Annotated in this window: 13 protein-coding genes; 5 read left to right on the forward strand and 8 right to left on the reverse strand. The window is 68.2% G+C overall.

Annotated features, from left to right (window positions below; genetic code table 11):
* Nucleotides 1-110 precede the first annotated feature (110 nt).
* Nucleotides 111-1,652 (reverse strand): DUF3179 domain-containing (seleno)protein, encoded by a 1,542-nt coding sequence (locus tag ACT3HL_RS08975; RefSeq protein ID WP_445086483.1) that lies wholly within the window; start codon nucleotides 1,650-1,652, stop codon nucleotides 111-113.
* 224 nt (nucleotides 1,653-1,876) lie between these two features.
* Between ACT3HL_RS08975 and ACT3HL_RS08980 the strand changes: the two genes are divergently transcribed.
* Nucleotides 1,877-4,990, forward strand: a complete 3,114-nt coding sequence (locus ACT3HL_RS08980) for an FAD-linked oxidase C-terminal domain-containing protein (protein ID WP_445086484.1) — start codon at nucleotides 1,877-1,879, stop codon at nucleotides 4,988-4,990.
* 51 nt (nucleotides 4,991-5,041) lie between these two features.
* Here ACT3HL_RS08980 and ACT3HL_RS08985 read toward each other — a convergent pair whose 3' ends face one another.
* Nucleotides 5,042-6,259 carry an MFS transporter gene (locus ACT3HL_RS08985; RefSeq protein WP_445086485.1) on the reverse strand — a complete coding sequence of 406 codons (1,218 nt, stop codon included), beginning with the start codon at nucleotides 6,257-6,259 and terminating at the stop codon, nucleotides 5,042-5,044.
* A gap of 236 nt (nucleotides 6,260-6,495) precedes the next feature.
* Here ACT3HL_RS08985 and ACT3HL_RS08990 point away from each other — a divergent pair, with 236 nt between their 5' ends.
* The 3 genes from ACT3HL_RS08990 (at nucleotide 6,496) to ACT3HL_RS09000 (ending at nucleotide 10,004) form a co-directional block, all read left to right on the forward strand.
* Nucleotides 6,496-7,995: an aldehyde dehydrogenase family protein gene (locus ACT3HL_RS08990; protein ID WP_445086486.1), complete on the forward strand. Its 1,500-nt coding sequence runs from the start codon at nucleotides 6,496-6,498 to the stop codon at nucleotides 7,993-7,995.
* A gap of 1 nt (nucleotide 7,996) precedes the next feature.
* Entirely contained in the window at nucleotides 7,997-8,926 is a 930-nt protein-coding gene (locus ACT3HL_RS08995) for an SDR family oxidoreductase (RefSeq protein WP_445086487.1), read from the forward strand.
* Between the two features lie 199 nt (nucleotides 8,927-9,125).
* Nucleotides 9,126-10,004, forward strand: a complete 879-nt coding sequence (locus ACT3HL_RS09000; protein WP_445086488.1) for a fumarylacetoacetate hydrolase family protein — start codon at nucleotides 9,126-9,128, stop codon at nucleotides 10,002-10,004.
* Between the two features lie 192 nt (nucleotides 10,005-10,196).
* Here ACT3HL_RS09000 and ACT3HL_RS09005 read toward each other — a convergent pair whose 3' ends face one another.
* From ACT3HL_RS09005 to ACT3HL_RS09030, 6 genes are all read right to left on the reverse strand, one after another.
* A complete protein-coding gene (locus ACT3HL_RS09005; RefSeq protein WP_445086489.1) occupies nucleotides 10,197-11,273 on the reverse strand; it encodes a cupin domain-containing protein in 1,077 nt (358 codons plus the stop codon).
* Nucleotides 11,274-11,425: 152 nt separating this feature from the next.
* Nucleotides 11,426-11,602: a hypothetical protein gene (locus ACT3HL_RS09010; protein WP_445086490.1), complete on the reverse strand. Its 177-nt coding sequence runs from the start codon at nucleotides 11,600-11,602 to the stop codon at nucleotides 11,426-11,428.
* A gap of 80 nt (nucleotides 11,603-11,682) precedes the next feature.
* The gene (locus tag ACT3HL_RS09015; RefSeq protein WP_445086491.1) at nucleotides 11,683-12,081 is read right to left on the reverse strand and encodes a thioesterase family protein; all 399 of its coding nucleotides are present in this window, start codon (nucleotides 12,079-12,081) and stop codon (nucleotides 11,683-11,685) included.
* On the reverse strand, nucleotides 12,081-12,788 hold the full coding sequence (locus ACT3HL_RS09020) for an acetate--CoA ligase family protein (protein WP_445086492.1): 708 nt from the start codon (nucleotides 12,786-12,788) through the stop codon (nucleotides 12,081-12,083). Before ACT3HL_RS09020 ends, ACT3HL_RS09015 begins: the two co-directional genes overlap by 1 nt.
* The gene (locus ACT3HL_RS09025; RefSeq protein ID WP_445086493.1) at nucleotides 12,781-14,217 is read right to left on the reverse strand and encodes a CoA-binding protein; all 1,437 of its coding nucleotides are present in this window, start codon (nucleotides 14,215-14,217) and stop codon (nucleotides 12,781-12,783) included. The genes ACT3HL_RS09020 and ACT3HL_RS09025 overlap by 8 nt, the downstream gene beginning before the upstream one ends.
* A gap of 150 nt (nucleotides 14,218-14,367) precedes the next feature.
* A complete protein-coding gene (locus ACT3HL_RS09030; RefSeq protein ID WP_445086494.1) occupies nucleotides 14,368-15,006 on the reverse strand; it encodes an MBL fold metallo-hydrolase in 639 nt (212 codons plus the stop codon).
* A 123-nt stretch (nucleotides 15,007-15,129) separates the two neighbouring features.
* On the opposite strand from ACT3HL_RS09030, the gene ACT3HL_RS09035 reads away from it, so the two are divergent.
* Nucleotides 15,130-16,539 (forward strand): SLC13 family permease, encoded by a 1,410-nt coding sequence (locus tag ACT3HL_RS09035; protein WP_445086495.1) that lies wholly within the window; start codon nucleotides 15,130-15,132, stop codon nucleotides 16,537-16,539.
* Nucleotides 16,540-16,708: the final 169 nt, after the last annotated feature.

Here is a 16,708-nt window from a genome sequence, read left to right on the forward strand (position 1 = left end):
AAACGATTGGGAACCACCGAAACCGACCGCTCGCGTCGGTGTTCGACGGCTCGAATCCGACGACCGTCGAGCGGCCGGGGCGGGTACTACCGGGGATATCCCGGTCCAGCTTACTCCAGTACGTGCGCGGTCTCGTAGTGCGTTCGGAACGCGAACCAGAGGCCGTGGCGGCCGGGTATTCGATCGCGCGCCTCGCCGTCCGCCGACCGCAGTTCGTTCCGCGTCAGCCGCCAGCGCGTCCCCGCTCCGTCGACGAGCGCCACCCCGTCGTCGTCGGCGACTCGTTCGACCGCCCCCGGCGGCGCCTCGTAGACCGCGACGTCGTCGGTCGCGTCCAGCAGGGCGACGACGTCGCGGCCTGCGATCCGCCCCGAGAGGACGCCTCCCTCGACATCGGCGAGGTCGTCGATCGGGACGACCCACACCTCCTCGGGGTCGTCGCCGGTGACGCCGTAGACCGACGCCTTCTCCGGCAGGCGGTCGTCGTCGCGCCGGACGCCGGGCTGGACGATCTCCTCGCGGTTCCAGTAGTGCTCGAAGAAGTCGACGTTCCCGTCGTAGTAGGCGTAGTCGTAGCCGTAGCCCGTGTCGAGGTCGAGCGCGAGCGTGTCCGGATACTCGGCCTTCCACTCGCCCCACGTCGTCTGGGTGACGGCGAACTGATCGAGGAACAGATCCGGATCCGACGCCAGCGTCGGTCCGCCGATCGGCGTGCCGGCGTGTTGGTCCCACAGCGTCTCGGTCTCCTCGTCGTACATCACCTTGTTGCCGGCGGCGAGCATCCCCGTGCTGCCGAACGTGCGGACGTCGGCCCCGCGGCCGTCGCCGTCGGCACCTGCACCGCCACTGCCGCCCTCGTCGCCGCGTTCGCCGACCCGCCGGTCGTAGAGGATCGGCGCGTTACAGAGCGTGCAGTACGTGAGGCTCACCGGCACGCCGTCGAGCTCGGCGTTCAGCAGTTCGTGGGGGAACAGCACCCACCGCGGGACGGCGTAGGACGTGCCCTCGATCTCGAAGCCGAAGACGACGTGGTCGTCCTCGAGATAGCGCTCGGGGGCGTCGCCGGAACCCGCGCCGTCGACTGACGCTCCTTCGGCAGTCCCGCTTCCATCGGCGTCGACGGCGTCGCCGGGAACGAACGTCGGCGCGTTGAGCGCGGCGAGGAACGACCGATCGCAGTTGCCCCACCGGATGTCCTGCAGGTCGAACTCGCGGGGCTCACAGTCGAGGAGTCCGCCGACAGGCGGCAGATACGACCGGTACAGCCGCAGTTTCCACTCGTCGAAGCCCTCGAGCGGTTCGATGTCCTGCTGGGAGTACCACGACTCCCACTCGACCCACGCGTGCGCGGAGTCGAAGTCGGGCTCCGCGAGGCTCGCGAGCGCGTCGCGGACGCCCGGCCAGCGCACCTCCGGAAGTTCGAGATACCGCGGCGGATCACGCCCCCGGAGCGCGGCGGGGAAGCCGAACCGCTCCCAGTCGTTCGCGATGCTGTCGATCACGATCAGTTCGACCAGGTGGGGGATGACCCGCTCGTCGCCCTCCTCGCCGAGCGCCTCGATCGCCGCCGCGTGCGCCGTCGCGTCGCGGACGAGCAACCGCTCGGTCAGCGTCCGTAACCGGCCGACGTCGGTGTGGTCTGTCTGGGTCACGATACCGTACCGAACGCGGCGACCGTCAAAACGATTTCCCAACGACGGGGTCGGTCCCGGGCGGTGTGGCGGTCTCGTGCGGTAGGACAGTCCCGCGCCGTTGGGCGGTTCCGCACCGTGGGACTCTCCCTCCAGAACGCATCTCGGGAAGCCCTGTCTCGGCGGCTTCGACGTAGAGCCGACAACGGCGGCTATAAGTGTCCGTTCGACACAGTAGTACGCATATGCCAGACCGCGACAGCGATGCTGTTCCCGACGGCGGCGTGCGCAGCGCCGCACCGGCGAGAGACGCTCGCTCGGACTATCAGTACGTCTCCGAAACCGTCGAACGACCGGATCTGGTCGACGCCCTCGAATCCCGCATCGACGGCGAGGTGCGCTTCGACACGTACACCAGACAGCTCTACGCCACCGACGCCAGCGCCTACGAGATGACGCCGATCGGCGTCGTCTTCCCGACCTCGACCGACGACGTCGCGAGCGTGGTCTCCTACTGCGCCGACGAGGAAATCCCGGTTCTCCCGCGCGGCGGCGGCACGAGCCTGGCCGGTCAGACGGTCAACGAGGCGGTCGTCCTCGACTTCTCGCGCCATATGGACGCCGTCTACGACGTCGACCCCGACGCGCGAGAGGCGCGCGTGCAGGCGGGGACGGTGCTCGCGACGCTCAACGACCGCGCGGCCGAGTTCGGCCTGACGTTCGGCCCCGACCCCGCCGCGGGGAACCGGAGCGCTATCGGCGGCGCGATCGGCAACAACTCCACGGGCGCGCACTCGCTCGTCTACGAGAAGACCGACCACTACGTCGAGGAGGTCGAGGTGGTCCTCTCGGACGGGACGGTCACGACGTTCGGCGAGGTCGCCGTCGACGAACTGCGCGAGCGCGCCGATCCGGAGGGCGACGCCGAGGAGCGCGTCGCCGCCGGCGTGATCGCCGTCCTCGACGAGCACGCAGACGAGATCCACGAGCGGTTCCCGGAGATGAAGCGGAACGTCTCCGGGTACAACCTCGACCGACTGGTCGCCGAGGCCGAGGGCGAGTACGGCGAGGCGGGCGTCGTCAACCTCGGACGCCTGCTCGCCGGGTCCGAGGGGACGCTGGCGGTCATCACGGAGGCGACCGTCTCCCTCGAGCCGCTCCCGAAGACCAAGTCGGTCGCGCTCTTGACGTACGACAGCGTCGTCGAGACCGTCAGCGACGTCGTCCACGTCCTCGAGCACGACCCCGCCGCGGTCGAACTCATCGACGACGTGCTGATCGGACTGGCGTCGGACACGACCGAGTTCGCCGACGTGGCGGCGAAGCTCCCCGACCGGACCGAGGCCGCCCTCCTCGTCGAGTTCTACGCCGAGGACGAGGCGGACGGCCGCGAGAAAGTTCGAAAGCTGCTCGAAGACCGCGTGCCCGGACGAGCGGACGACGGAGAGGGCGACGCCGACGCCGGTAGCGGCGACGGCGACGAGAGCGCCGGCCCCGAGCGCTACGCCTTCGACGCGCTGGAGGCCTACGACAAGGCGGACAGAAAGGAGCTGTGGAAGCTCCGGAAGTCGGGACTCCCGATCCTGCTCGGGCGGACGAGCGACGCCAAGCACATCAGCTTCCTCGAGGACTGCGCCGTCCCGCCCGAGCACCTGCCGCGGTTCGTCACCGAGTTCCAGTCGGTGCTCGAAGAGCACGACACGTTCGCGTCGTTCTACGCGCACGCGGGACCGGGCGTGCTGCACGTCCGCCCGCTCGTCAACACGAAGTCGTCGACGGACCTCGCGGCGATGGAGGCCATCGGCGACGCGGTGACCGACCTCGTCGTCGAACTCGGCGGATCGGTCTCCGGCGAGCACGGCGACGGCCGCGCGCGGACGCAGTGGAACCGGAAGCTCTACGGCGACGAGCTGTGGTTCGCGTTCCAAGATCTCAAGACCGCCTTCGACCCCGACTGGCTCCTGAACCCCGGGCAGGTCTGCGGCGACGTCGCCCTGACGGAGAACCTCCGGTTCGATCCCGACTACGAGTTCGACGCCGGTTTCGACTCGGCGCTGGAGTGGGACAACGAGAACGGGATGCAGGGGATGGTGGAGCTCTGTCACGGCTGTGGCGGCTGCCGCACTCAGCAGACCGAGGGCGGCGTGATGTGTCCGACCTATCGCGCCGCGGACGAGGAGATCACCGCGACCCGCGGCCGGGCGAACATGCTCCGGCAGGCGATGAGCGGCGACCTCCCCGACGACCCGACCGACGAGCAGTTCGTCACCGAGGTCATGGACCTCTGTATCGGCTGTAAGGGCTGTGCGAACGACTGCCCGAGCGAGGTCGACCTCGCGAAGCTCAAAGCCGAGGTGACCCACGCACACCACCAAGAACACGGGTCGTCGCTGCGCTCGAAGCTGTTCGCGAACTTCGACGTCTTAGCGAAGCTCGGGAGCACGTTCGCGCCCGTCTCGAACTGGGCGTCGCAGGTCCCCGGCGCGCGCGCCGTGATGGATCGGACGATCGGCATCGCGAGCGATCGCACCCTCCCGACGTTCGAGCGCGAGACGGTCCAGAAGTGGTTCGACAAGCGCGGGGGGTCGACGGTCGCCGCCGACGAGGCCGACCGTCGCGTCCTCCTCGTCGCCGACACGTACACGAACTACAGCCACCCCTCGGTCGGCAAGGCGACCGTGGAAGTGCTCGAGGCCGCCGGCGTCCACGTCGACGTCGCCGAGGTCACCGACGTGGGTCGGCCGGCGTTCTCGAAGGGCTTTCTCGACGTCGCCCGCGAGACGGCGACGGAGACGGTCGACGCGCTCGTCCCGCGAATCGAGGACGGCTGGGACGTCGTCGTCCCCGAGCCCTCCGACGCGGTGATGCTCCAGTCGGACTACGGCGACCTCCTCTCGGGCCCGGACGTGGAGACGGTGCAGGCGAACAGTTACGGCGTGTGTGAGTACATCGACGCGTTCCGCCTCGACGAGCGGATCGACTTCGACGCCCCCGACCGGTCGGTCGCGTACCACGGCCACTGCCACCAGAAGGCCACGAAGAAGGACCACCACGCGGTCGGCGTGCTCCGCCGGGCGGGCTACCGCGTCGACCCGCTGGACTCGGGCTGCTGTGGAATGGCCGGCACGTTCGGATACGAGTCAGAACACCGCGCGATGAGCGAGTCGATCGGCGAAACGCTCAAGGGACAGATCGACGCGAGCGACACGGAGGCCGTCGTCGCGCCGGGCGCGTCCTGCCGCACGCAGCTCAACGACCTCGGCGCGACGATCGATCAGTCGCTGCTCCGGGAAACCGATCCGAACCGCGAGGGGCCGCCGACGCCGGTCGAGGCGCTCGCCGCGGGCATCTCCCGATAGCGACGTCGACCGATAGCGACGTCGACCGATGGCGACTCCACTCGGAACAGCCTATTCTCTCGTCGCCCGCGTCGGTGACTCCTCGGGGGTCGGCGCCGTTCCCCGGTAGAACAGCCCCGCGCCGAGGAGCGTCATCCCGCCGACCAAAAGCAGCGGCAGCGTGTTCCCACCGGCGAAACTCGACAGCGCGCTCACCGCGATCGGCACCGAGAACGCCGTGGTGGCCTCGGCGATCGTGAAGATGCCGACGATGGCGGTCGCGTTCTCGGGGCCGAACCGCTCGATGACGATCGGCGAGAACAGCGCGGCGATGGCGCCGAGTCCGACGCCGAAGCTCGCGAGCACCGCGTACATCGGGAGGGGTGACGTCACCAGCGGCAACCCGACCATCCCGGCGGCCGCCAGCACCGCGCCCACGGCGAGCGTCACCCGCATTCCGACCCGGTCGGCGAACTCGCCGCTCGCGACGCGGGCGACGACGCTGATCCCGCCGACGATTCCGAAGGCCGTGGCGGCGACGGCCCTGCCGATGCCGTTCGACGTCAGGATGCCCACGAAGTCCGCCGAGAGGACGAAGTACCATCCCCACAGGAGCGCGAACCCCGCGAGCGCGGCCAAGAACGATCGGTCGGTCAGCATCGAGCGGATCCACGACACGTCGACCGGCGACGCCGCCGCTCGCCGCCCCTTCGGGCGTCGATACAGGAGGCTGGTGAGCAGAATCACCGCCGCGGTCGCCCCCCCGACGACGGCGAAGGCCCCCCTGACGCCCGTTCGGTCGAGCAGCCACACCCACACCGGCGGCAGCACGAAGATCCCCAGTCCGTTCCCCGTCATCGTGATCCCCATCGCCCGCCCTTGGTACTTTTCGAACCACTGCGGGACGAGCGAGATGACGACGACGAACACCGTCCCGCCGGCGGTTCCCAACAGACAGAACGCGAGGACGAGCCCCGGGTACGACGAGACGATCTGCAGGAGTCCGACGGCGGCCGCGACGACCGCGCCGGCGACCGCGACGACCGGGCGGAGCGGCATCCGGGCGATGACCACGCCGATCGCGCCGCCCGCGATGTAGAACGCCGCGGTCGTGATCGAGAAGACCGAGGAGACGCGCAGCCCCGAGAGCCCGAACCCGGTCGCGAGCGCCTCGGAGTACACGGTGAAGGTGAATATCAGCCCCCAGACGAGGATGAGGAGGACGACGCCGAGCGCGACGATGAGCCAGCTCGTCGGCGAGTCGAGCTGTGACCGCTGTGAACTATCCATCGGTACCACTCGCGGTTTTCCGGCGTTCGTCTGCTGATCGTCGTCTGCGCACCACTGGTACGGTGTACGCTCTTGCCCGATCGTTTATTATCTTTTGTTTTCGGCGTCACTGGGCGCGAACGCGGGAGCTGTGGACCTCACGCCGGAATCCAGTATCACCGGTGTAACCGGGTTTTCCGCGGGAAATTAGGGGTTACGGCCAAACTTTCATTAGTGATTCGCGGTAACTAGAGAGTATGGCACTCGAAGGGCAGTCACCGTATAGCATCGACGCGGACTGGAACAACCTGTACATCGGCGGCGAGTGGCGCGAAAGCGAGAGCGGCGAAACGATTCCCGTCGAGGACCCCTCGACGCGAGAGACGGTAACGCACGTCGCGAGCGGGACCGAGGCCGACGTCGACGCCGCCTACGAGGCGGCTGTCGAGGCGCAGGCTGAGTGGGGCGAGACTCCGCCCGCCCAGCGCGAACAGCTCGTACAGGGCCTCATTCACGCCCTCGACGAGCACTCCGAGGAGATCATCGAGCTGATCACGACCGAGATCGGCGGCATCCACGGCGTCGGCGAGACCTCGATTCAGATCACGCAGGACCACCTCGCGGAGGCCGCGACGCTCCCCCGGCGAATGAAAGGCGAGACCGCCGCCTCGAACATCCCCGGCAAGGAGAACATCGTCTACCGCGAGCCCGAGGGCGTCGTGACGGTAATCTCGCCGTGGAACTTCCCGCTGAACCTCACGGCCCGCGCGCTCGCACCCGCCGTCGCGGCGGGTAACTCGGTCGTCGTCAAGCCGTCGACCGACGCGCCGATCATCGGTGGACTCGTCTGGGCCCGGCTGGCCGAGGAGGCCGGCTTCCCCGACGGCGTGATCAACGTCGTCACCGGCAGGGGTTCGGAGATCGGCGACCACATCGCGAGCCATCCCGACAGCGACGTCGTCGCCTTCACCGGCTCGACCGAGGTCGGCCAGCACGTCGCCGGCCTCGCGGCGGAGAACCTCGCGGTCCCGGCGATGGAACTCGGCGGCAACAACGCCCACATCGTCACCGCCGAGGCGGACGTCGACCAGGCGATCGACTCCGCCGTGTTCGGCTCGTTCATCCACCAGGGGCAGGTCTGCATCTCGATCAACCGCCACATCGTCCACGAGTCGATCTACGACGAGTACGTCGAGAAGCTCACCGCGCGCGCGGAGGCGCTCCCCGCCGGCAGCGCCCACGACGACGTCGTCCTCGGACCGATCATCAACGAGTCCCAGCGCGACCAGATGCTCGGCTACGTCGAGGAGACGATCGAGGCCGGCGCGACGCTCGAGACGGGCGGCGAGACGGTCGACCTCGACGGCGTCGACGACTCGCTGGTCGTCAGGCCGACCGTGCTCTCCGAGGCCACGAACGACATGGCGGCCTCCTGTAACGAGCACTTCGGTCCCATCGCGCCCGTGATCCCGTTCTCCGACGTCGACGAGGCGATCGAGATGGCGAACGACACCGAGTACGGCCTCGCGGGATCGGTTCACGCCGGCGACATCGGCGCCGGGCTCCAGATCGCAAAGCGGATCGATTCCGGGAACATCCACGTCAACGATCAGGGGATCAACGACGAGGCGCACGTCCCCTTCAGCGGGACGAAGGCCTCCGGAATCGGCGGCTACAACTCCACGGACTTCCTTGATGAGGTGACCGAGAAGAAGTGGATCTCGCTGCAGCACGAGCCCCGCGAGTACCCCTTCTGAGATGCGAGAAGGGTCGTCTGAAACGCTTTCGGACGCGGTCTGTGTCGTCGCCGGGGGCGGGAACGGCCTCGGCGAGGCGGCGGCGCACGAACTCGCCGCACACGGCGCGCGCGTCGTCGTCAACGATCTCGGCGCGGCCGTCGACGGCACGGGGAGCGACCCCGCTGTCGCCGAACGCGTCGCGCGCGAGATCCGCGAAGGCGGCGGCGAGGCGACCGCCCACCACGGCGACGTGAGCGACTTCGCCTACGCTGCGGAACTCATCGCCGACACGGTCGCGGAACACGGCCGCGTCGACTTCGTCTGCAACTTCGCGGGGATTCTCCGGGACGGTATCAGCTACAAGCTCTCCGCGGAGGACTGGCGCGCGGTCGTCGAGACGAACCTCACCGGCCAGTTCGCGCCGCTTCGCGCGGCCGCGAAACACTGGCGGGAGGCGAGCGAGGACGCCGAGGGCGACGACGGCGGCGGCTTCGAGCGCCAGCGCTCCTATCTCGCCGTCAGCGCCGGCGCCGCGCGCGGCGGGCTCGGACAGGCCAACTACGCCGCCGCGAAGGCGGGCGTCCTCGGGATGGTCAGGTCGGTCTCGACCGAACTGGCCCGATCGAACGTCCGAGTCAACGCACTCGTCCCGAACGGCTACACGCGGATGACCGAGACGGTGCCCGAGGAACACCGCCCGTACACCCGCGAGGAGATGCCCCCGGAGCGGGTCGCGCCGCTCGTCGCCTACGCGGCGAGCGAGGCCGCCGAGGACGTCACGGGCTGTACGCTGTACGCCGGCGGCGACCGCGTCGGCGTCTTCTCGGATCCCGCTACGGAGGTCGTCGGCGTGAACCCCGACGGCTGGTCGCTGGAGTCGCTGACGGAACACTTCCGCGAGGACGTCGCGGCGGACGTCGACCTCTCGCGGACCGAGAGCTACCTGTAGCCCTCCCCGAGCGGCCACCGCTGTTTTCGGCCGCGGAGTCGGTGTCGGGGCCCGCGTCCGCGGCCGTGATCACGCTCGGATCGGCACGACCCCCCGCGTCACCCGTCTACACCGGCGATCAGGTCGGCGCCGCGTTCGCGTGGCTCGCCGCTCGTCGCGAAAGGCATCTTTTATCACTCATTCCGACGATGACTCGCGTATGCGATTTGTCCGTTACGACGACAATCAGCTCGGATTGCTCACAGCCGACGGCAGCGGCGTCATCGACCTCTCGGACCGTCTCGGTCTCGAGAGCGACGAGCCGCTCGTCGAGTACATCGAGGGCGACTACGACGCCGCCGAGTACGAGGGCGAAGACCCCGACTACGACGTCGAGGACGTCGAGATCGGCTCGCCGGTCGGCCGTCCGGGGAAGGTCATCGCCGCGCCGCTGAACTACGAGAACCACATCGAGGAGGCCATCGCGGACAAGGACATCACCACCGACGAGTGGTTCTCCATCAAGGACAAGGGCTACTTCCTGAAGGCGCCGACGAGCGTCGTCGGCCCCGACCACGGCATCGAACTCCCCTTCACTGACCGCCGCACCGACCACGAGATCGAACTCGCGTTCGTGATGGGCGAAGAGACCAAAGACGTCTCCGCGGAGGAGGCGTGGGACAACATCTTCGGGTACACGATCCTGCTCGACATCTCGCTTCGGGGCGACCAGGACCGCTCGAACCGCAAGTCCTACGACACGTTCACCGTCATCGGCCCCTGCGTCGTCACGCCCGACGAGTTCGACGACCCGCAGGACCTGCAGATGGAACTGCAGCTCAACGGCGAGCGCCGCCAGTACGAGAACACCGGCGACATGGTCTACACCTGCGCGGACGTCGTCCAGTACGCCTCTCTCGGCGCCACGCTGGAGGTCGGCGACGTGATCACGACGGGCACGCCGGAGGGCGTGAGCGAACTCCACGACGGCGACACCATCGAGGCCGAGATCGAGGATGTCGGCTCGATGACCGTCGACGTCACCGGCCGCGACGTCAGCTACGCCGACGCCAACGTCACCAAGGGCGGACAGGAGTAGAACAGAGCGGTCAGCCACGGAGAACCACTTTCGACCCGACGGGTTCGCTGCCCTCGGACACTTTTGCTAGCGTCGCTCACGTCCCGTGGTGGCGGATCCGTTCTCGCGGTCTTTATTCCGGAGGCGAGCCTCAAAGCGTCCTCGTTCGTCCGAAAAAACGTGCGGAGGTGTCCGGCGGCGACCGTCTCGGGCTTACGAGTTCGGTTCCGCTTCGGCGTAGAGATTGAACGCCTCGAAGACCGGCCGGTCGGTGATTCCGAGCAGGGTCGCTTCCCCGTCCGGTTCGTGGTGGTGGATCTCGTCCGGCGGGACGACGAGGATGTCCCACTGACTCCACTCGAAGGCCTCGTCGCCGATGTGGGTCGCTCCCTCGCCCTCGATGACGAAGAACACCTCGGTGGCGTTGTGGAAGTGCGGGTCCGTCGCCTCCTGCATCAGCTGCGCGCGGAACGACATCGTCGGGAACAGCGGCGGCTTGCCGGTCGCCGGGTTCACGTACGAGAGGCTGTAGCCGTCGTTGGGGTCGGGGTCGTCGTTGTCGGCGCGCTGCTGCAGCGACTCCACCATCTCGTCCCACTCGAAGCGGTACGGCGGGGTCGCGTCGTGGATCCCCTCGAACGGGCCGGGGATGCCGCTCTGCTTGACGTCGTCTTGCGGCCGGCCGCGACCGTACTGGGATGCCCAGTATCCCTGACTCTTCGTGACGGGCTGTCGGTCGAGTTCGTGGTACTCGAAGGTGTTCTTCGCGTTCAGCGAGTCCAGCACCAGCGGGAGGTCCAACACGTCGAGCCACGCCGCCGTCTCGTCGCCGTCGTTGACGTGGTCGTGCCACTCCCACTGCGGCGTCGTGACGAGGTCGTTGTCCTTCATCGGGAACTCCTCGCCGGCGACGACGGTCTTCATGTCCTCGTGGCCGTCGATCGTAAAGCGGAGCGCGTTCGCCCCGTGTCGATGCGACGGCGCGGTCTCACCCGGCGAGACCGTCTGCACGCCGACGTAGATCGTGTTCGAGATCGCGTGCGCGGCGTTGATCGGGACGGCGACCCGACGCTGGAAGCCCGGCGGGAGGTCCGCGATCGGGATGTCGTCCTCGATGGCGTCGATCGCCTCTTTGATGTCCTCCCACTTCCAGATGTCCGGCTCGGGGTCGTCGAGGGCGTTGCCGAAATCGTCCTCGACTTCCCAGAGCGGCTGGAGGCTGTGCTCCTCGAGAATACTCCGAGTGTGGGAACTCATCTCTAGGAGTTCCTCTGGCTCTTCCTGTGCCATAAGCGAATATTGGTACAAGCCGATAATAAGTGTGTTGGACACCCGCACGTTTCGGGCCGACGGAGCGGGGGCTGGCGGTGCGTCGCGTACCGATCGCCGCTCGGTCGTTCGGGTGTCGTTTCGCCTCCACCGCCGCGGTCGCCTCGGTGGACTTAGGCGATCGCCTGCGCCTCGAAGACCTCCTCCGTCGAGAAGAGGCTTCGGCAGTCCTCACACACCATCTGTCGCTGAATCGCGTACTCCCAGAGTTTGCCGCCACATTCTAGACAATCGAAGTGCGCCTCCACGAACGGATCCTCCGTCGCGTACGGGTTCTCGAACTCCGCCATACCCCGTGATATCCGCGTAACGCGTAAAAGCGTATCGCTCACTGCACTGGGAGGATAAAATATCTGATATTACTTCCGTACTACGCTTCGATGTACGCCTCGAACCCCTCGCGCACGTCGTCGGGGATCTCGATCGCGCCGCCGTCGGTCTCGGCGCAGACGCGCTGTTCGTACCCCGAGAAGGCGAGCGTGTCGCCGACCCACGCCTCGTACTCGAAGCGCACGGCCCGGTCGCTCGGGTCCGGCGTCAGCGTCACACGGACCTCGTCGCCGGCGTGGAGCGGGGCCTCGAACTCGAATTTCATGTCCACCAGCGGCAGACCGAAGTTTCGCTCTCCGGCGAGTTCCCAGAACGGGAACCCGATCTCCTGCATGAACATGTCCGACGTCTCGTGGAGCGCGTCGACGATGCGCGGGTAGTGGGCGATTCCGTGCGGGTCGGTGTCCGAAAACCGGACAGTCCAGATTCGCTCGTACATTATCGATCCTCCAGTACGACGAGCGCGTCGAGGGCAATCACTCCGTCGGATGTCGCCAAGACGGGGTTGACGTCGAGTTCGGCGATCGGGTACTCGCTCACGAGGTCGCCGACGGCCGCGACCGTCGCCGCGAGCGCGTCGATGTCGGCGGGATCGCTCCCGCGGTAGCCCTCGAGCAGCGCGACGGCCTGCAGCTCCTCGATCGCCGCGCGGGCCTCCGCGCGGTCGATCGGCGCGATCCGGTGGCTGGTGTCCTCGAATATCTCGGTGAACACGCCGCCGAGCCCCGTGAGCACGACCGGTCCGAACGAGGGGTCTCGGAGCCCGCCGACGATGACCTCGGTCCCGCGGTCGAGGTCGGCCGCCTCCTCGACGAGCACGTCGGCGTCGATACCCCGCTCCTCGGCGGCGTCGAAGATCGCCGCTGCGGCCTCTCGGACCGCAGCCTCGGCGTCGAGCCCGACGGCGACGCCGACGCCGTCAGCCCACTCGCTCTTGTGGGTGACGGCGGGCGAAGAGACCTTCACGACGACTGGGTACCCGATGTCGCCGGCGGCCTCGACGGCGGCGTCGGCGTCCGCACAGACCTCGAAGGCGGGGGTCTCGACCCCCGCCGACGCGAGGAGTCGCTTCCCCTCCGCTTCCGTCAGCGTCTGCCGACCGTCTTCGCGGGCGGCCGCGATCGGTTCGGGGGTCGGATCACTCATCGGCGGTCACCTCCCCGTCTGCGGCCGCGCCGTCCCTCGCCGCCGCCTCGGTACCGGGACCGCCGTCGGTCCGAACCCCCGACGGGCCCTCCCGCAACAGCGCGTACCGGGCCAGCGCGCCCGCGGCCTCCGCGGCGCGCTCGGGCGTCTCGAAGATCGGGATCCCGGCGTCAGAAAGCGCGTCGCGCTGGTCTGCCATGTTCTCCTCGACGCCCTCGGTGACGAACAGGACGGGCTTGTCGACGCGGTCTGCGAGGCCGTCGAGTTCCTCGATGGGGTAGCCGAGCGCCGCCTCGAAGAGCTCGTTGACGAGCACGATGTCGACGCGTTCGTCCTCGGCGACGGCCGTCACGATCTCGCCGAACTCCGGCATCGGACGACCGGTGTCGACGGGGTTGTCGGCGTAGGTGACCCCTGGGAGGATCTCGTCGACGCGCGCCTGCGTCTCCGCGGTGAGTTTCGGCAGTCGCCCGCCGGCGCGCTGGATCCGATCGGTGATGATGATCCCCGGCCCCGCCTGCGCGGTGACGACGCCCACGTTCGGCCCGTCGGGGGTCGGGGAGTTCCCGAGCGCCGCCGCGGCGTCCAGCAGGTCGTCGGTCGCGTCGACGGTGGGGACGCCGTACTGTGCGAACCCCGCCGTGTACAGTTCGTGGTCGCCGGTCAGCGCGCCGGTGTGCGATTCGGCGAACTCGCCGACGTCCGACTGGCCGACCTTGTAGGCGATCACCGGCGTGTCGCTCTCGCGGCAGGCCTCGAGCAGCCGGCGCCCGTCGTCGGTCCCCTCGACGTGGAGGACGATCGAATCGGTTCGATCGTCGCCGTCGAAGTACTCGATGGCCTCGGCGAACCCCACGTTCGCGCGGTTCCCGAGGCCGACCATCGCGGAGATGCCGCGGTCCTGGCGGCGCGACTGGAACGAGAGCACATGCGCGACGCCCCCGCTCTGGGCGATGATCGCGGTGTTCCCCGGCGGGACCTCCTCGACGCCGCTGGCGAACGAACACCGGAGGTCGGTCGCGGGGACGAGAAAGCCGCTCGTGTTCGGGCCGAGGACCGAAATGCCGTGCTTCTCGGCGATTTCGACGACCCGCTGCTGTAACTGCTCGCCCTCTTCGCTCGCCTCGGCGAAGCCGCTCGCGTAGATAACCGCGGCGCCGACGCCCGCCTCGCCGCACTCTTCGAGCACGTCGGGCACCGCCGGACCCGGCACGCAGCAGAGCGCGAGGTCGATGTCGTCGTCGATTTCGCTCAGCGACGAGACGAACTCCGAGCCGAACAGTTCGCCCGTCGTCGAGGGGTTCACCGGGTACACCGCCCCGTCGAACCGGGTAGCGTTCGCCATCGCTTCGTAGCCGATTTTGCCCTCGGTCTTCGACGCGCCGATCACGGCGACCGCCGAGGGTTCGAAAAGCTGTGTGAGACTCACGATCGGACATTATCCGAACTCCGTCAAAGCGTTTACTCCTCGTCCCGACCGGCGTCTTCTCTCCGTATATTTTCCGTGACAGAGTACCGGGGGCACATTGCGTCACACGCACTCGAGAAGAGAGCTGGCGACGCCGCTCGCGGGAGGCTGTCAGAACTTCCCCTCGAAGTCGACGAACGCGGCGAGCTTCTCGCTGGCGCGCTCGGTCACGCTCGACCCGTGATAGACGAGTCCGACCTCGAAGTCGTACTCCAGCAGTCGCGAGAGCGAGTCGTCGGCGGCCGCGAGGTCGGCGGAGTAATGCGCCGTGGGGAGGACGAAATAGCCCGCCGGGAGCCCGCGGGCGTCCGCTCCGAAGACCGCGTCCCCGAGGACGGCGATTCCGGTCGACTCGTCGACGAGCGCGTAGTGCGACTCGGCGTGGCCGGGGACGTGGACGGCCGTGAACGGCCCGACGCGGTCGCCGTCTCCGAAGCGGTGATCGACGTCGGCGTCCACGTCGACCCCCTCGGGGACCCACGTCTCGAGGTCGAACCGGTCGACGAGCCCCGCGAGCCCGCCCACGTGGTCGGGATCGCCGTGCGTCACGAGGACGCGCTCCGGCGTGATCCCGAGCTCGGCCACGGTCTCGGCGACGACGCCGACGGTGTCCTCGAACCCGGCGTCGACGAGCGTCGGCGTCTCCCCGTCGAAGAGGAACACTCGCCACTCCGCGTCGGCCGCTTCCTTGACGGTGATGTCGTAGACGTCGGGCGCGATCTCGGTGACGTTCGCGGGTAGTTCGGTCATCGGTGGTCACCACACGGTCGCCGATGGTAAAAAACACGGCGTCGGCGCGGAACCGACGGATCCGCGCACGGCGCGGGCATCGACACGCTAATTGTGGTCCGCGGTGACACGCCGGATACGAAAATGACAGACGGACTCTCGGCGCGGGTGGGGCGGACACTTCCGGTCGATCCGTCCTGGCTCGCCCTCCCGGCGGGCGTGCTGGCGGCCGGATCGGTTCTCCGGTTTGCGCCGTTGGCGCCCGACGCCGCGCGGATGCTGGCTATCACGCTGTTCTGCGTCGCGATGTGGATCGGTTCGCCGGTCGAACCGTGGTTCACGGCGCTTCTCGGCATCGGGCTGATGGGCGTCGTTTTCTCGACGGATCTCGCGCTGACGGGCTTTCGCTCGCCGGCGACGTGGCTCGTGGTCGTCGGCCTCCTCATCGGCGAGGCGGCCAGAGCGAGCGGCCTCGCCGAGCTCGTCGAGCGGATCTCCCTCGACCGGATGCCCGAGCGGATCTCGACCGACGCGCTCGCGGTGTATCGATACCTGCTCGTCGTGCTCTCGATCGGGAGCTTCGCGCTCGCGGTGCTCGTTCCCTCCTCGCTCGTTCGCGTGCTCATCCTCGCACCGATCCTCAGCTCCCTCGGCGACCTCTTCACCGAGCGCCGGGCGAAGGTCGGGATCTTCCTCGGCCCGCTCTTTGCGACGTACTACGGGGCCACGGGCGTGCTGACCGGGTCGCTCGCGAACATCATCGTCACCGGACTCGTCGAGTCCGGCGGCGGCCCCGCCATCTCGTGGACGGAGTGGGCGCTGTGGATGGGGCCGGTGATGGGCGTCGGGCGCGTCGCCGTGGTCGTCGCCGTCACGTATCTCCTCTACCGCCCGCGAGACCGCGACGCGATGGTCGCTCCCGACGCCGTCGAGTCGGTCACGGCGTCCCCGCGCGAGCGTCGAATGCTTCTCTTTTTGCTCATCGGCGTCGCGATCTGGGCGACCGACTTCGTCCACGGGCTCCATCCGCTCTTCGGCGCGGTCGTCGTCGCACTGCTCGCCTTCACGCCCCGAATCGGCGTCATCGACAACGAGACGATGGGCGAGACGGACTTCTCGATCCTCTTTTTCCTCGGGGCGATCTTCGCGATCGCCGAGGGGCTCCAACGGACCGCCTTCACCGATCTAGCGGCCGAGACGATGCTCTCGTACCTCCCCAGCGACCCGTCGCTGCCGCTCGTGCTCGTCTTCGTCGTCGCCGTCTCGATGCTGCTCGCGTTCGTGATGGAGGGGATGGCCGTCGCGAGCGTGATCACGCCGGTCTTCGTCTCGTTCGCTAACGGCGCGGGGATCCCGCTCGTCCCGGTCGCGATGGCCGAGGCCGTGGCGCTGAACGGCTACTTCTTCCCGTATCAGTCCGCCGTTCTCGTCGCCATCCTCGGCCTCGGCGTCGTCGACACGCTGGAGCTGAGTCGGATGGCGAGTCTCTGCACGATCGCGACGCTCGTGTTCCTGTTACCGATCCAGATCGCGATGTTCGTGTTCCTGTTCTAGGGATCTGATTCGAGATTCCCCGTTGTCGGGGCTGAAACCCCCGTGCCGTCCGAGAAACCGCAGAGACGCGGATGGGGCTACTCCGAGAAGTGCTTTTGAACGAGGTCTTCGCGCATAATCGTCCCGGTGTCGGTCCGCGGGAGCGCGTCCTCGGTGATCGCGTACTCGC

Source organism: Halobellus sp. GM3, assembly GCF_052545375.1.

Excerpts from the sequence above, each read along its gene's own strand:
- ACT3HL_RS08980 (WP_445086484.1), top strand. The coding sequence starts at position 1,877 with ATGCCAGACCGCGACAGCGATGCTGTTCCCGACGGCGGCGTGCGCAGC.
- ACT3HL_RS08985 (WP_445086485.1), bottom strand. The coding sequence starts at position 6,259 with ATGGATAGTTCACAGCGGTCACAGCTCGACTCGCCGACGAGCTGGCTC.
- ACT3HL_RS08990 (WP_445086486.1), top strand. The coding sequence starts at position 6,496 with ATGGCACTCGAAGGGCAGTCACCGTATAGCATCGACGCGGACTGGAAC.
- ACT3HL_RS08995 (WP_445086487.1), top strand. The coding sequence starts at position 7,997 with ATGCGAGAAGGGTCGTCTGAAACGCTTTCGGACGCGGTCTGTGTCGTC.
- ACT3HL_RS09000 (WP_445086488.1), top strand. The coding sequence starts at position 9,126 with ATGCGATTTGTCCGTTACGACGACAATCAGCTCGGATTGCTCACAGCC.
- ACT3HL_RS09005 (WP_445086489.1), bottom strand. The coding sequence starts at position 11,273 with ATGGCACAGGAAGAGCCAGAGGAACTCCTAGAGATGAGTTCCCACACT.
- ACT3HL_RS09010 (WP_445086490.1), bottom strand. The coding sequence starts at position 11,602 with ATGGCGGAGTTCGAGAACCCGTACGCGACGGAGGATCCGTTCGTGGAG.
- ACT3HL_RS09015 (WP_445086491.1), bottom strand. The coding sequence starts at position 12,081 with ATGTACGAGCGAATCTGGACTGTCCGGTTTTCGGACACCGACCCGCAC.
- ACT3HL_RS09020 (WP_445086492.1), bottom strand. The coding sequence starts at position 12,788 with ATGAGTGATCCGACCCCCGAACCGATCGCGGCCGCCCGCGAAGACGGT.
- ACT3HL_RS09030 (WP_445086494.1), bottom strand. The coding sequence starts at position 15,006 with ATGACCGAACTACCCGCGAACGTCACCGAGATCGCGCCCGACGTCTAC.
- ACT3HL_RS09035 (WP_445086495.1), top strand. The coding sequence starts at position 15,130 with ATGACAGACGGACTCTCGGCGCGGGTGGGGCGGACACTTCCGGTCGAT.